This window comes from Pseudomonas sp. PAMC25584, from assembly GCF_058135675.1.
In genome coordinates this window covers 2,394,288-2,409,430 of sequence record NZ_CM176870.1, presented here as the reverse complement: position 1 = coordinate 2,409,430, position 15,143 = coordinate 2,394,288, and the positions used below count along the sequence as shown (strand labels likewise).

Below are 15,143 nucleotides of genomic sequence, written 5' to 3'. Positions count from 1 at the left end.
TGGATTGTTGTTGTTCTCAGGTGCGCGTTACAGCGCGTCGCGTGACGGCGTGCCATCCACCAGGCGCTGGATACGCAATGGGTTGGCGTTTTTCAACGCGTCGGGCAGCAGGCTGTCCGGGTAGTTCTGGAAACACACCGGGCGCAGGAAGCGGTCGATGGCCAGGCTGCCGACCGAGGTACCCCGCGCATCCGACGTCGCGGGGTACGGGCCGCCGTGGACCATTGCGTCGCACACTTCCACGCCGGTCGGGTAACCGTTGAGCAGGATACGCCCGACTTTCTGCTCCAGCAGCGGCGTAAGTTCGGCGAACTGCTGCAGGTCGGCCGGCTCGCCGATGATCGTCGCCGTGAGCTGGCCGTGCAGGCCGTGCAAGGCGGCGCTGAGCTGGGCCTGGTCGGCGACTTCGACGAACACCGTGGTGGGGCCGAACACTTCCTCTTGCAGCACTTCATCGCCGTCGATCAGCAAGCTGACATCGGCCTTGAACAACTGCGGCCGCGCCTGATTGCCGGTTTGAGCCTGACCCGCCAGGTGCTGGATGCCGGGATGCGCCAGCAGTGTTTGCAGGCCCTTGCCATAGCTGCTCAAGGTGCCGGCATTGAGCATGGTCTGCGCCGGCTGATCACCGATCAGTTGGGCCACCTGCTGAGTGAACGCGGTGAAGGCCGCTGACGCGATGCCGATCACCAAGCCAGGATTGGTACAAAACTGGCCGCAGCCTTGCACCACCGAGGCAGTCAGCTCGCGTGCCACGGTTTCGGCCCGCGCATGCAGGGCCTGGGGCAACACGATGACCGGGTTGATGCTCGACATCTCGGCGAATACCGGGATCGGCTGCGGACGCGCCGCCGCCATGTCGCACAGGGCGCGCCCGCCCTTGAGCGAGCCGGTAAAGCCGACCGCCTGGATCGCCGGATGCTTGACCAGCGCCTCACCGACGCCGCCGCCGAAAATCATGTTGAACACGCCCGCCGGCATCTCGGTGGCCTCGGCCGCGCGAATAATTGCATCGGCGACGCACTCGGCCGTGGCCATATGCCCGCTGTGGGCCTTGAACACCACCGGGCAACCGGCCGCCAGCGCGGCGGCGGTATCCCCGCCCGCCGTGGAAAACGCCAGGGGGAAGTTGCTCGCGCCAAACACGGCGACGGGGCCCAGGCCGATGCGGTACTGGCGCAGGTCCGGGCGTGGCAGCGGCTGGCGATCCGGCAGTGCCTTGTCGATGCGCGCGCCATAGAAATCACCACGGCGCAACACCGTCGCGAACAGACGCATCTGCCCGCTGGTACGCCCGCGCTCGCCTTTGATACGGGCAGCGGGCAGCGCGGTTTCACGGCAGACCAGCTCGACGAAGTCATCGCCCAGCGCATCCAGCTCATCGGCGATCGCGTCAAGGAACTGCGCGCGGCGCGCTGCACTCAAGGCGCGGTACGCCGGGTAAGCCGCCGCCGCAGCCTTGGCGGCAGCGTCGACTTCCTGCGGCGTGGCCTGGTAGAAATCCTGGGGCAAGGCGTCGCCGGTCGCTGCATCGATGCTCTGCAGCGTGAGGCTGCCGTTGGCGCTGCGCTGGCCGCCGATGTAGTTGTGACCAAGGAACTGGGGCATGTGGCTCTCCTTTAAAGGGTGATGACGGCGCCGGGTGCGAAGACGGCGTTAGCACTGCCGACACGATTGACCAGCGGCGCGCCGAACTCGGCCTGGCTGATCTCGAACACATCGCCCGGTTGGGTACGTATACCGTCGGCGAATGACAGGGTCGCGGTGCCGAAGAAATGAATGTGTACATCGCCAGGTTTGAGGAACTGGCTGTATTTGAAGTGGTGGTACTCAAGGTTTTCCAGGCTGTGGCACATATTGGCCTCGCCACTGAGGAATTCGTTCTGCCAGATCACTTCGCCGTTGCGCAGGATGCGGCTGGTACCGGCCAGATGCTGCGGTAACTCGCCCACGCGCAACTCCGGGCCGTAGCTGCAACTGCGCAGTTTGGAATGGGCCAGGTACAGGTAGTTCTTGCGTTCCATCACGTGGTCGGAGAACTCGTTGCCCACCGCGAAACCCACGCGATAGGGCTTGCGGTCGTGGCCGATCACATACAGCCCGCCGATCTCCGGCTCTTCGCCGGCGTCTTCGGCAAAAGGAGGCACCGGGAACGCGGCGCCGGGGCGCACGACGATGCTGCCGTCGCCCTTGTAGAACCACTCCGGTTGCACGCCCGCCTGGCCGGCCGCCGGTTTGCCGCCCTCCACGCCCCATTTGAAGATGCGCATGGTGTCGGTCAGCGCGCTGTCGTCACCGCCCTGCTGGTGCATCTTGTCCCGCGCCGACGCGCTGCCCAGGTGGGTCAGGCCGGTGCCACTGATCAGCATATGGGCCGGGTCCGGGTGGTCCAGCGGTGGCAGGATCTTCAGGTCGGCGAGCAGCTCGGCGTAGGTGTGACTGTCGCCCAGGCCGAGGCTCTGCACCTGCTGAGCGAGGCCCACGCCCGCTTCGATCGCGGCCAGCGCCAACTCGCGCACGCTGTGCGCGCTGAGCACTTCGCGCACCTGGCTACCCTCCACCACGCCGACCCGACGCTCACCGTTGCGCAACTCGAACTGAACTAAACGCATGCCGCTTCTCCTGATAATCGATTAAGTACGCGTGGCGCCACGGGCGCTCGCAGCGAATTGGTCAGCCGGCAGCACATGCTTGCGCTCCAGCAGACGGTAGACCACGCCGGTCAGTAGCAAGCCGAACACCATCACTGCGGACAGGAAGTACAAGCCCGAGGCCAGGTTGCCGGTGTATTCCTTGAGCGCGCCGATCACGAACGGGCCGATATAGCCGCCGAGGTTGCCCACCGAATTGATCAAGGCAATCCCCGCTGCCGCGCTCGCCCCGGCAAAAAACCGCCCGGGCAGGGTCCAGAACACCGCAGTGCAAGAAAACATCGCGAACGCCGCCAGGCACAGCGCCGCCATTTGCAGCACCGGCACACTCAGCCAGGCACTGAAGAACAAGCCGATGGCACCCAGTACGTAGAGCACCGCCAGGTGGCCGTAGCGATCGTTCAAACGGTCGGAACTGCGCGGGATGATCAACAGCCCGATGATCCCGAAGATATACGGCACCGCCGACACAAAGCCGGTGACCAGGTCCGTGCCGCCGAACTGCTTGATCAGCGTCGGCAGCCACAGGCCCAACCCGTAGATGCTCAGGGTCACCGGCAAGTAGAACAGCGCCAGCAGCAACACGCGCTTGTCCTTGAGGGCATGCAGCGGATTGCCGTGGCGGGTCTGGCCGTAGGCTTGCAGGTCCTTGGCCAGTTCGCCGGTGAGCCAGGCTTTTTCGTCTTCGCTCATCCAGTTGACCTGCTTGGGGCCGTCCGGCAGGTAGCGCAGCACCGGCCAGGTGAGCAGGATCGCCGGGGTGCCGATGACGATGAACAGCCATTGCCAGCCGTGCAGCCCGAGGGTGCCGTCCATGCCCAACAGGCCGCCGGAGACCGGGCCGGTGATCATCATTGCGATCGGTTGCGAGAGGATAAACAGCCCGAGGATCTTGCCGCGATGGCGCACCGGGAACCACTGGGTGATGTAGTACAGAACGCCGGGGAAGAACCCGGCCTCGGCCGCGCCGAGCAGAAAGCGCATCACATAGAAGCTCTGCGGCCCCTGCACGAACGCCATGCCGATGGTGATGGTGCCCCAGGTGATCATGATCCGTGCGAACCAGCGCCGTGCGCCGAAGCGATCGAGCATCAGGTTGCTGGGGATCTCGAACAGGAAATAGCCAATGAAGAACAGGCCTGCGCCAAAGCCGTAGGCCGCATCACCGATGCCGACGTCGGCGCCCATGTGCAGCTTGGCGAACCCCACGGCGGAGCGGTCCACGTAGGCGATCAGGTACAGCAGGACGAGGAAGGGAATCAGTTTCAGCGTGATGCGCCGTATAAGCCGCAGTTCCTGGCTCATGGGGTCGATCTCCGATTGTTGTTTTTATAGAAGCTCGGGGGACGCCTCTCGCGAAAATCCGCCAGGGCCATACCTCAGTTGAGATTGACTATATAGTAGTACTATTTGCGAAACAACACTTCCAAACCGAACATTTTGCGCTTATGTTTAGCTTCATAGAGAACATATAGTCATACAATAAGAGAAACCATCATGTCCGATAAAAAACCTGGCCTGCGCTCCGCCCAGTGGTTTGGTACCGCCGACAAGAACGGCTTCATGTACCGCAGCTGGATGAAGAACCAGGGCATCGCCGACCATCAGTTCCACGGCAAACCGATCATCGGTATCTGCAACACCTGGTCCGAGCTGACCCCGTGCAACGCCCACTTCCGCCAGATCGCCGAGCACGTCAAGCGTGGCGTGATCGAGGCCGGCGGCTTCCCCGTGGAATTCCCGGTGTTCTCCAATGGCGAATCGAACCTGCGCCCCACCGCCATGCTCACGCGCAACCTGGCGAGCATGGACGTGGAGGAAGCAATTCGCGGCAACCCCATCGACGGCGTGGTGTTGCTGACCGGCTGCGACAAGACCACCCCGGCGCTGCTGATGGGCGCGGCCAGTTGCGACGTGCCGGCCATCGTGGTCACTGGCGGGCCGATGCTCAACGGCAAACACAAGGGCCAGGACATCGGCTCGGGCACGGTGGTATGGCAGCTCAGCGAACAGGTCAAGGCCGGCACCATCACCCTGGATGACTTCCTCGCGGCCGAGGGCGGCATGTCGCGTTCGGCGGGCACCTGCAACACCATGGGCACCGCGTCGACCATGGCCTGCATGGCCGAGGCACTCGGCACGTCGCTGCCGCACAACGCGGCAATCCCGGCGGTGGATGCGCGACGTTATGTGCTGGCGCATATGTCCGGCATGCGCGCGGTGGAGATGGTGCGCGAAGACTTGAAGCTGTCGAAGATCCTCACCAAGGAAGCCTTTGAAAATGCGATCCGCGTGAATGCGGCCATCGGCGGTTCGACCAATGCGGTGATCCACCTCAAAGCCATCGCCGGACGCATCGGTGTCGAGCTCGATCTGGACGACTGGACGCGCATCGGGCGCGGCATGCCGACCATCGTCGACCTGCAACCGTCCGGGCGTTTCTTGATGGAAGAGTTCTACTACGCTGGCGGCCTGCCGGCGGTGCTGCGCCGTCTCGGTGAAGCCAACCTGATCCCGCACCCGAATGCCTTGACCGTGAACGGCAAGTCGTTGGGCGAGAACACCAAGGATTCGCCGATCTACGGCCAGGACGAAGTGATCCGCACCCTCGACAACCCGATCCGCGCCGACGGCGGCATCTGTGTACTGCGCGGCAACCTCGCCCCGCTGGGCGCGGTGCTCAAGCCGTCGGCCGCCAGCCCGACGCTGATGCAGCACCGTGGCCGCGCCGTGGTGTTCGAGGATTTCGACATGTACAAGGCGCGCATCAACGACCCGGACCTGGACGTCGACGCCAACTCGATCCTGGTCATGAAGAACTGCGGGCCCAAGGGTTACCCGGGCATGGCCGAAGTCGGCAACATGGGCCTGCCGGCCAAGCTGCTGGCCCAGGGCGTGACCGACATGGTGCGGATTTCCGATGCGCGCATGAGCGGCACGGCATATGGCACGGTGGTCTTGCATGTGGCACCGGAAGCGGCTGCCGGCGGGCCGTTGGCCACGGTGCAGGAAGGTGACTGGATCGAACTCGACTGCGCCAACGGGCGCTTGCACCTGGACATCCCCGACGCCGAGCTGGCGGCGCGCATGGCCGACCTGAAACCCCCGCAGAAGCTGATCGTCGGCGGCTATCGCCAACTGTACATCGACCACGTGCTGCAGGCGGACCAGGGGTGCGACTTCGATTTCCTGGTGGGTTGCCGTGGGGCCGAAGTCCCGCGTCATTCCCACTAATTGGGATGCTATGATGCCGCCTATTTAGCCAGAGCATCCCTGTCGTTATGGATCACCAGCCGTCCAAGCCGCGCAAGAGCATGCATGCCCAGATCGTCCAGGACTTGGGCATGCACATCGTTTCCGGCCGCTTCAAGCCGGAAGAAAGACTGCCCATGGAGGCCACGCTCTGCGAGGAGTACAAGGTCAGCCGCTCGGTGTTGCGTGAGGCCACGCGAGTGCTCAGCGCCAAGGGCCTGGTGTACTCCAAGCCACGGGTGGGCGCAGTGGTGCGGCCACGGCTGAAATGGCACCTGCTCGACCCGGACGTACTGTCCTGGTTGATGCAGTCCACGCCCCATAGCGAGTTTTTCAACACCCTGGCCGGTGTGCGGCGCATCCTCGAACCGGAAATCGCCGCCATGGCCGCGACCACGGCCACCGACGAAGACATCACCACCATCGAAAAAGCCTACCTCGGCATGGAAACCGCGCAGACCCACGAGGCGCTGCTGCAGGCCGACCTGGACTTTCACCGCGCCATTGCCGACGCCACGCGCAACGACCTGCTGGCGTACATGTGCAACATGCTGTCGCTGCCGCTGCGTGAGTCGATCAATATCACCAACCGCCGCCCGGATATCCAGGGCCTGAGCCTGCCCCGCCACAAGGCGATCCTCACCGCGATCCAGAACCGCGACGCCCTCGGCGCCCGGCATGCTTCGCTGGTGCAACTGGACGACACGCGGGTAGCGCTGGATACGGTGATGAATGTGCTGACGCCGTTGTAAGCCCCACCCTCGTTCGACAGCCATGAAGATCAAATGTGGGGCTCGACGGCGCCCACAAGGTGGGGGCGCAGGAACACTTTCTGTCAGCCCTGGAGATCAAATGTGGGAGATGTCGAGCCCCAGCGAGGCTTCGATGACGGTGGTTCTGCCAGCATTGTTGCTGCCTGACCCACCACTATCGCGCCTCGCCGGGGCTCAACATCTCCCACAGGTCTTGCTGAGCGGCTACCTCAGCGATAGCGTTCCAACCAATGGGCATACGGCGCAGGCAAGGTCCAGGACGCTTTCTCTACCCCCAGCTCCTTGGCGGCAAAGTACGCCCAATGCGGATCAGCCAGATGCGCACGCCCCACCGAGACCAAGTCCACCTGCCCGGCCTGCAACGCACCTTCCGCCAGTTGCGGCGTGCCAAACCCCCACGCCGACGTGACCGGAATACCGGCTTCGCGGCGCACGCGCTCAGCGATCGGCCCCAGGAACGCCGGGCCCCACGGGATCTGGGTGTCGGGAATGGTGAAGCCGACGCTGACGCTCAGCAGGTCCAGGCCACCGGCCTTGAAGCGACGGGCCAACTCGATGGATTCGGTCAGGGTCTGCTCGTCACGGCCGTCGTATTCGATCACGCCGAAACGCGCGGTCAACGGCAAGTTTTCCGGCCAGACCTCACGCACAGCAGCCAGGGTTTCCAGGAGGAAACGGCTGCGATTATCGAAGCTGCCGCCGTAGGCATCGGTACGCTGGTTGGAATGCTCGGAGAAAAAGCTCTGGGCCAGGTAGCCGTGGGCAAAGTGCAGTTCGATCCATTCAAAACCGGCGTCGCGGGCACGGCGGGCGGCGTCGACGAAATCCTGGCGCACGCGAGCGATGTCGTCCAGGGTCATGGCGCGCGGCACGTTAGGCAGGTTGGCGCCGAACGCAATGGCCGACGGCGCGAGGGTTTCCCAACTGCGCGCATCGGAAGCCGGCATATGGTCGTCGCCTTCCCACGGGCGGTTGGCACTGGCCTTACGACCGGCATGGGCGATCTGAATGCCCGGCACCGCGCCTGCTGCCTTGATGGCCTTGACCATCGGCACGAACGCCTGGGCGTGGGCGTCGCTCCAGATACCCGCGCAACCGGGGGTGATACGGCCTTCAGGGGACACTGCGGTGGCTTCAACCACCAGCAAACCGGCGCCGCCACGGGCCATGCTGGCCAGGTGAACGTGGTGCCAGTCGTTAACGATACCGTCGTTGGCCATGTACTGACACATCGGCGGGATCGCGATGCGGTTGCGCAAGGTCACGTCTTTAAGTGTGTAGGGTTTAAACAAAGCAGCCATCGGGAACCTCCAGGGGCACGTGAATGATTCGATAGTTCGATGGTATTCGAACTATGGTATTCAACGCCAGCCCTGTTATCATTTGTTTTATGCGAGCCTTCAAACACCCCGCCCAGCAAGACCTGACCCTCGAACGCGTGCTCTACGCCTTGAGCGACTCGGTGCGCCTGGAAATCGTCCGCTGCCTGGCCGGCGTACCCGAGGCCACCTGCGGCGAACTGGACGGCGGGAGACCGAAATCCAGCATGTCCCACCACTTTCGCGTGCTGCGCGATGCCGGGCTGGTCCACACCCGCAGCGTCGGCACCACTCATATGAATTCGCTGCGCGCGGATGTGCTTGAGGCGCGCTTTCCTGGGTTGCTGGCGAGCATTTTGGCTCAGCACTGAGAAACGATTCAGCCTGCACCATCCTTGACCGCGAACCTTTCACCGCAAACCACCGTCCGAGCTTAGGCACTGTTGCTTATCGCTCGCCGCGAGGTCTCCGTTTGAAAGCCGCCATCATCGAAAAATACCGCCTGATCATCAAAACCATGGGGTATGTCGGCTGGGCCCTGTTCTGGCTGTTGCTGTGGGACGTCGCCGTCACCGTGGACTTCATGCTGTTTCTCACCGCCAAGATCAACCTGCCGCTGATGCCCCTGACCTTGCTCGGCTCAGCGCTGGTGGTGCTGATCAGTTTTCGTAACAGCAGTGCCTACAACCGCTGGTGGGAAGCGCGCACCTTATGGGGCGCCATGGTTAACAATTCCCGCAGCTTCGCGCGGCAGGTGCTGACGCTGCTGGATGACCTTGGCAGCGACGCGAACCCGGTCAAGGCCACCCTGCTGCGCCGCCATGTGGCCTACGTGAACTGCCTGGCCTCCCATCTCAAGGGCCTGCCGTGCCCCGATGAGGTGCGGGCGTTTATCCCGGCCGAGGAATTTGCGCGCAACGGCGCCACCAACAACTTTGCCAATGACATCCTCACCGGCTCGGCGGCGCTGCTGGCCAAGGAGTACAAGGCCGGGCGCCTGGACAGTATTCGCCTGGCGCGGCTGGAGTCGACCTTGGTGGATTTGTCCAACGCTCAGGGCGGCATGGAACGCATCGCCAATACACCGCTGCCCTACCCTTACGTGTATTTCCCGCGCCTGTTCATTTCGCTATTTTGCCTGATCGTACCGGTGGGCCTGGTGGAAGCCCTGGGCTGGTTCACCCCGCTGGCGTCCACGGTGGTGGGCTTCATGCTGCTGGCCATCGAACGCATCGGCACCGACCTGCAAAGCCCGTTTCACTCCAGCGAACATCAGATCCAGATGGAATCCATCTGCGAGACCATCGAGAAGAACCTGCAGTCGATGCAGCGCGATGCGCTGGGCGGCGACCGTATCGGCTGAACGCACCCAGGGCCTCAAGTGCGTGCCCCGGCGGTCGATATAAGGGGTACGCATGGCCGCACCCCTCATAAAAACACATGCGACGCTACTGTTTTCCCCTTGCCAAAACTATAAATACCCGCGGGAGAAGTCATGAATATCAAGCAAAAGCTGACCTGGGCGTTTGCGGCCATCGCGTGCCTGCCAGTTATTTTGGTGGCGGTGCTGGTGGTGCTGAACCTGCGCGAGGCGGCTTTGGCCAATTTCCTCGACAGCAGTGGCCGCGAGATCCGTCAGATCGATAACGGCATGAAGCAGTTCTTTGACGGCATCAGCCAAAACGTCGAGTACGTGGCCAAGGACCCGCGCATTGTCGCGGCCAAGGAGCTGAAGAGCTACGCCGGTGCCGACGCCGCGCAAATCGCGCTGACACCGACCAATAAAGAGCTGCTGGCGATATTCGAGCAGTTCGCCAAAAGCCATCCGAGCACCGCCTACCTGTCCCTGGGCCTGAGCGACGGCGGGTATGCGAGCTGGCCTGACGACACCAAACTGAACAACTACGACCCGCGCGTGCGCCCCTGGTACAAAGCCGCCGTGGCCGCACCGGGCACCACCGTGCGGACCGGGGCCTACTACTGGGCGCCGGACGATGTGGTGCTGATCGGCACGGTCCACACCGTGGTCGACGCCGGCGGCACCCTGCTCGGCGTGGTCGGCCTGGACGTCTCGCTCAAGCAGCTCACCGAGCTGGTGCGCAACATCAAGCTGGGCGACAGCGGCTACCTGATGCTGGTGGAAGCCAACGGCAACGTGCTGGTGGACCCCAGTGATGCCAAGCACAACTTCAAGCCGATGGCCGAACTCGGCACCAACTACGCCGAACTGGCCAAGCGCGGTGACGGGGTGACCCAAGTCGATATCGATGGCGTGGCCTACATGGCCAACGTGGTCAGTTCCAAAGACTTGGGCTGGCGCTTTATCGGCCTGATCAAGCGCGACGAAGTGATGGCCGACGCCACGCGTCTGACCTGGCTGATCGCGGCCATTGCAGCGGTACTCGCCGTGGTCTTCGCGATTGTCGGCGCCAGCTTCGCCAGCATGATCGTGCGCCCGATTCGCGGCGTCGCCGACGGCCTGCAAGAAATCGCCGAAGGTGAAGGCGACCTCACGCGTCAACTCAAGGTGCAAGGCAAGGACGAAACCGCCAGCCTGGCCGGTTGGTTCAACCAGTTCCTGGGCATGATCGCCCAGTTGGTGCAACGCATCGGCAGTGCTTCATCCGACCTGCAAACCGCTGCCGCCGACACCCGCGAAGTGGCCAACAACTTGAACCAGGCCGCAGGCCGCCAGCGTGAAGCCGTGGAACTGGTGAGCACCGCGTTCAACGAAATGCTCGCCACCGCTAACGAGGTCGCACGCTCCTGCAGCGCCGCCGCGTCGAGTGCCGACGAAGGCTACCGCGACGTGCATGACGGCCAGCAGCACATCGGCGAAGCCACCGGCAGCGTGCTCAAATTGAGCGAAGAACTGCAAAGATCGACCCAGACCATGCAGTTGCTGGAGCAGGACAGCAAGAACATCAACACCATCCTCGACACCATCCGCTCGATCGCGGAACAGACCAACCTGCTGGCGCTCAACGCGGCGATTGAAGCCGCGCGCGCCGGTGACCAGGGCCGAGGTTTTGCGGTGGTCGCCGACGAAGTCCGCGCCCTAGCCCGCCGCACCGCCGACTCCACCGGCGAAATCGACAGCCTGCTCGGCAACCTCGCGCGCCGCACCCAGGAAGTCACCCTGCAGATGCAGGGCAGCCTGCAGGTATCGCAAACCAGTGTGGAACGCATCCAACAGGCCCGCGACAGCTTCGACAAGATCCAAGGCTCGGTGGACTCGATCCGCGACCAGAACACCCAAATCGCCACCGCCGCCGAGGAACAGCATCAGGTCGCCGAACAGATCAACCGGCACATCGCGCAGATCCATGCCGATGCCCAGCTAGTGGAAGACTTTGCCCACTCGGCGCAGACCGGCTCTGGCCGCCTGACGGATATTTCCGGTCAGCTCAAGGGCCTGGTAGGCCGCTTCAAGTTCTAACCCCCGCCAATGCAAGGCGGTGAGCCACTCACCGCCTCTGCCGCTTACCCCACGCAAGCCTCCACCTTGAGCTCAGCCGCGCAGCCGGTCGCCTTGAGGTACATCTGCACACTCCAGCACACCCCGCCAGCTTGGCGACAATGTCCGCATCCGCAGATGAGGCCGGCGCACAACCGCTGATCATTCGAACGCGCTGACGTCTATTGCGATTCTCGTATTATGGTATACCATCATACGCAGACCTCTCACACCAGACGGAGCAGCCCATGAGTTTCGAAATCCGCAAGATCGTCAGCTACGTAGAAGAAACCTTTATCGAAGGCGGCAAAGCCTCGGACACTCCGGTGACCATGGTCGGCCTGGCCGTGGTGCTGAAAAACCCTTGGCTGGGTCGTGGTTTCGTCGAAGACCTCAAGCCTGAGATCCGTGCCAACTGCTCCGACCTCGGCGCGCTGATGGTCGAGCGCCTGGTGGGCATCATCGGCGGTGCGGAAAAAATCGAGGCCTACGGCAAGGCGGCAGTGGTCGGTGCCGACGGCGAGATCGAACATGCCAGCGCGATCATCCATACCCTGCGCTTCGGCAACCATTACCGTGAGGCGGTCAAGGCCAAGAGCTACCTGAGCTTTACCAACAAGCGCGGCGGCCCGGGCACGTCGATCCAGATCCCGATGATGCACAAGGACGACGAAGGCCTGCGTTCGCACTACATCACCCTGGAAATGCAGATCGAAGATGCGCCGCGTGCCGACGAAATCGTCGTGGTACTCGGTTGCGCCGATGGCGGCCGCCTGCATCCGCGCATCGGCAACCGTTATATCGACCTGGAAGAGCTGGCGGCTGAAAAAGCCCAGTAAGCAAGACCGGCCCCCCAACAAAAAGCATGCAGGAGCGCTCCATGATTCGGCTCACCGCTGAACGCACCCCGGCTGGCACCAGTTATCTGGCGACCGGCCAAGGCCAGCCTGTGGTTTTGATCCACGGCGTGGGCCTGAATAAAGAAATGTGGGGCGGGCAAGTCGTTGGCCTGGCCACGAATTACCGCGTGATCACCTATGACATGCTCGGCCATGGCGCCAGCCCGCGCCCGGCCGCCGACACCCCGCTGCTCGGCTATGCCGACCAGTTGCTGGAACTGCTCGACCACCTGCAACTGCCCCAGGCCAGCGTGATCGGCTTTTCCATGGGCGGCCTGGTCGCACGGGCGTTTGCCTTGCATTACCCCGAGCGCCTGCGGGGCCTGGTCGTACTCAACAGTGTGTTCAACCGCAGCCCTGAACAGCGTGCCGGCGTGATCGCACGTACCGCCCAGGCCGCCGAACACGGCCCGGACGCGAATGCCGAAGCCGCACTGTCGCGCTGGTTCAGCCGTGAATACCAGGCGGCCAACCCGGCGCAGATCGCCGCGCTGCGTGAAACCCTGGCGGGCAACGACCCCCAGGGTTACCTGACCACCTATGAACTGTTTGCGACCCAGGACATGTACCGTGCCGACGACCTCGCGGGGTTGCGCGCACCGACCCTGGTCGCCACCGGCGAACTCGACCCCGGCTCGACCCCGGACATGGCCCGGCAACTGGCCGATCGTATTCCCGGCGCCACCGTTGCGGTGCTGGCCGAGCAACGGCATATGATGCCGGTAGAGTCACCGCGCCTGGTCAACCAGTTGCTGCTGGGGTTCCTCGACACGGTGTACGCCCAAAACACTCCCATTAAGGGGATCGTTGCATGACACTCGCACGCTTCCAGATGTGCATCGGCGGTGAATGGGTCGATGCCCTGTCCGGCAAGACCTTCGACAGCCTCAACCCAGCCCTGGCCGAACCCTGGGCGCAACTGCCCGACGCCGACGAAGCCGACGTGGAGCGCGCCGTACAGGCCGCGCAAAGCGCCTTCGACAGCCCCGCCTGGCGTGGCCTCACGGCTACCGCGCGGGGCAAACTGCTGCGCCGCCTGGGTGACCTGATCGCGGAGAACAAGGAACAACTGGCCCAGTTGGAAAGCCGCGACAACGGCAAGCTGATCCGCGAAACCCGTGGTCAGGTCAGCTACCTGCCGGAGTTTTTCCACTATACCGCCGGCCTGGCCGACAAGCTCGAAGGCGGCACCCTGCCGTTGGACAAGCCAGACCTGTTCGCCTACACCGTGCATGAACCCATGGGTGTAGTTGCCGCGATCATTCCGTGGAACAGCCCGCTGTACCTGACGGCGATCAAGCTCGCGCCGGCCCTGGCGGCGGGCAATACCATCGTGATCAAGCCCTCGGAACATGCCTCGGCGACCGTCCTGGAACTGGCGCGCCTGGCCCTCGAAGCCGGCATTCCAGCGGGCGTGGTCAACGTGGTCACAGGCTTTGGCCCCAGCACCGGCGCCGCCCTCACCCGCCACCCGCTGGTGCGCAAGATCGCCTTTACCGGCGGCGCGGCCACGGCAAGGCATGTGGTGCGCAGCAGCGCGGAGAACTTCGCCAAACTCTCCCTGGAACTGGGCGGCAAGTCGCCGAATATCATTTTTGCCGACGCCGACCTCGACAGCGCCATCAATGGTGCAATCGCCGGCATCTACGCGGCATCCGGGCAGAGTTGCGTCTCCGGTTCGCGCCTGCTGGTGCAGGACGCTATCTACGACGAATTCGTTGAGCGCCTGGTAGCGCGCGCCCAACGCATTCGCATCGGCAACCCGCAAGACGACGCCAGCGAAATGGGCCCCATGGCCACCGCGCAGCAACTGGCCGTGGTCGAAGGCCTGGTGGCGGACGCCATCGCCGAAGGCGCGCGCCTGCGCACCGGTGGCAAACGCCCGCAGAACCTTGGCGAAGGCTGGTTCTATGAGCCGACGCTGTTCGAGTGCGACCGCAACTCGATGAAGATCATGCAAGAGGAAGTGTTCGGGCCGGTGGCCTCGGTCATCCGTTTCAAGGACGAAGCCGAAGCACTGGCCATCGCCAACGACTCGCAGTTCGGCCTCGCTGCCGGCATCTGGACCCGCGACCTCGGGCGCGCCCACCGCCTGGCGCGCGATGTGCGTTCAGGGATCATCTGGGTCAACACCTACCGCGCGGTCTCGGCCATGGCCCCCATCGGCGGTTTCAAGAACAGCGGCTACGGACGCGAAAGCGGCATCGATTCGGTGCTGGCCTACACCGAGCTGAAGACGGTGTGGATCAACCTCTCCCAGGCGCCCATGCCTGATCCCTTTGTGATGCGTTAAGAGTCCACAACCATGATCGAACCCGGCATATACAAAGACGTCATGAGCTCGTTCCCGTCCGGGGTCACGGTGGTCACCACCCTCGACCCGGACGGCGGCATCGTCGGCATCACCGCCAGCGCGTTCAGCGCGCTGTCGATCGACCCGGCCCTGGTGCTGTTCTGCCCCAACTATGCATCGGACACCTACCCGATCCTGCGTGACAGTAAGCGCTTTGCGATTCACTTGCTGTCCGCCGACCAGACCGCCGAAGCCTACGCCTTCGCCAGCAAAGGCAAGGAAAAAGCCAAGGGCATCGAGTGGCACTTGAGCGAGCTGGGCAACCCGCTGCTGGCCAACGCCACGGCGATCATCGAGTGCGAGCTGTGGCGCGAGTATGACGGCGGCGATCACGCGATCATCGTCGGCGCCGTGAAGAACCTGATCCTGCCCGCGCAACCGGTCACGCCGATGATCTATCACAAAGGCAAGCTGGGCCCCCTGCCCACCCTGGCCTGAG

The 15,143-nt window shown here is 63.7% G+C and carries 12 protein-coding genes and 2 pseudogenes; 10 read left to right on the top strand and 4 right to left on the bottom strand.

Going from position 1 to position 15,143, the window contains the following annotated elements; translation table 11 throughout:
• Nucleotides 1–27 precede the first annotated feature (27 nt).
• From ACS5Q8_RS11220 to ACS5Q8_RS11210, 3 genes are read right to left on the bottom strand one after another with little or no spacing between them, the layout of a single operon-like run.
• A complete protein-coding gene (locus ACS5Q8_RS11220) occupies nt 28–1,608 on the bottom strand; it encodes an aldehyde dehydrogenase (NADP(+)) (protein WP_465160185.1) in 1,581 nt (526 codons plus the stop codon).
• An 11-nt stretch (nt 1,609–1,619) separates the two neighbouring features.
• A complete protein-coding gene (araD1, locus tag ACS5Q8_RS11215) occupies nt 1,620–2,612 on the bottom strand; it encodes an AraD1 family protein (RefSeq protein ID WP_465160184.1) in 993 nt (330 codons plus the stop codon).
• Nucleotides 2,613–2,633: 21 nt separating this feature from the next.
• Complete coding sequence (locus ACS5Q8_RS11210; RefSeq protein ID WP_426101195.1) at nt 2,634–3,956, bottom strand: MFS transporter; 1,323 nt, start codon at nt 3,954–3,956, stop codon at nt 2,634–2,636.
• Between the two features lie 192 nt (nt 3,957–4,148).
• On the opposite strand from ACS5Q8_RS11210, the gene ACS5Q8_RS11205 reads away from it, so the two are divergent.
• Together ACS5Q8_RS11205 and ACS5Q8_RS11200 are read left to right on the top strand one after the other, a co-directional pair.
• Complete coding sequence (locus ACS5Q8_RS11205) at nt 4,149–5,885, top strand: IlvD/Edd family dehydratase (RefSeq protein ID WP_253394940.1); 1,737 nt, start codon at nt 4,149–4,151, stop codon at nt 5,883–5,885.
• Nucleotides 5,886–5,932: 47 nt separating this feature from the next.
• Nucleotides 5,933–6,655, top strand: a complete 723-nt coding sequence (locus ACS5Q8_RS11200; protein WP_426101193.1) for a FadR/GntR family transcriptional regulator — start codon at nt 5,933–5,935, stop codon at nt 6,653–6,655.
• 230 nt (nt 6,656–6,885) lie between these two features.
• Here the strand turns inward: ACS5Q8_RS11200 and ACS5Q8_RS11195 are convergent, their stop codons facing one another.
• The gene (locus ACS5Q8_RS11195) at nt 6,886–7,977 is read right to left on the bottom strand and encodes an NADH:flavin oxidoreductase/NADH oxidase (RefSeq protein WP_443695934.1); all 1,092 of its coding nucleotides are present in this window, start codon (nt 7,975–7,977) and stop codon (nt 6,886–6,888) included.
• 89 nt (nt 7,978–8,066) lie between these two features.
• Between ACS5Q8_RS11195 and ACS5Q8_RS11190 the strand changes: the two genes are divergently transcribed.
• From ACS5Q8_RS11190 to ACS5Q8_RS11155, 8 genes and pseudogenes are all read left to right on the top strand, one after another.
• Complete coding sequence (locus ACS5Q8_RS11190) at nt 8,067–8,366, top strand: ArsR/SmtB family transcription factor (RefSeq protein ID WP_443695935.1); 300 nt, start codon at nt 8,067–8,069, stop codon at nt 8,364–8,366.
• Between the two features lie 101 nt (nt 8,367–8,467).
• A complete protein-coding gene (locus ACS5Q8_RS11185; RefSeq protein ID WP_276193544.1) occupies nt 8,468–9,358 on the top strand; it encodes a bestrophin family protein in 891 nt (296 codons plus the stop codon).
• A gap of 132 nt (nt 9,359–9,490) precedes the next feature.
• Nucleotides 9,491–10,573 (top strand): annotated as a pseudogene (locus ACS5Q8_RS11180) (HAMP domain-containing protein); the annotation flags it as partial.
• Nucleotides 10,574–10,897: 324 nt separating this feature from the next.
• Nucleotides 10,898–11,434, top strand: a pseudogene (locus ACS5Q8_RS11175) (methyl-accepting chemotaxis protein); the annotation flags it as partial.
• 266 nt (nt 11,435–11,700) lie between these two features.
• Nucleotides 11,701–12,291 carry an amino acid synthesis family protein gene (locus ACS5Q8_RS11170; RefSeq protein WP_065905755.1) on the top strand — a complete coding sequence of 197 codons (591 nt, stop codon included), beginning with the start codon at nt 11,701–11,703 and terminating at the stop codon, nt 12,289–12,291.
• Between the two features lie 41 nt (nt 12,292–12,332).
• Nucleotides 12,333–13,166, top strand: coding sequence for an alpha/beta fold hydrolase (locus tag ACS5Q8_RS11165; protein ID WP_276193546.1), 834 nt, complete (start codon nt 12,333–12,335; stop codon nt 13,164–13,166).
• Nucleotides 13,163–14,644 (top strand): aldehyde dehydrogenase, encoded by a 1,482-nt coding sequence (locus tag ACS5Q8_RS11160; protein ID WP_276193547.1) that lies wholly within the window; start codon nt 13,163–13,165, stop codon nt 14,642–14,644. Before ACS5Q8_RS11165 ends, ACS5Q8_RS11160 begins: the two co-directional genes overlap by 4 nt.
• 12 nt (nt 14,645–14,656) lie before the next feature.
• On the top strand, nt 14,657–15,142 hold the full coding sequence (locus ACS5Q8_RS11155; RefSeq protein WP_426101183.1) for a flavin reductase family protein: 486 nt from the start codon (nt 14,657–14,659) through the stop codon (nt 15,140–15,142).
• Nucleotide 15,143: the final 1 nt, after the last annotated feature.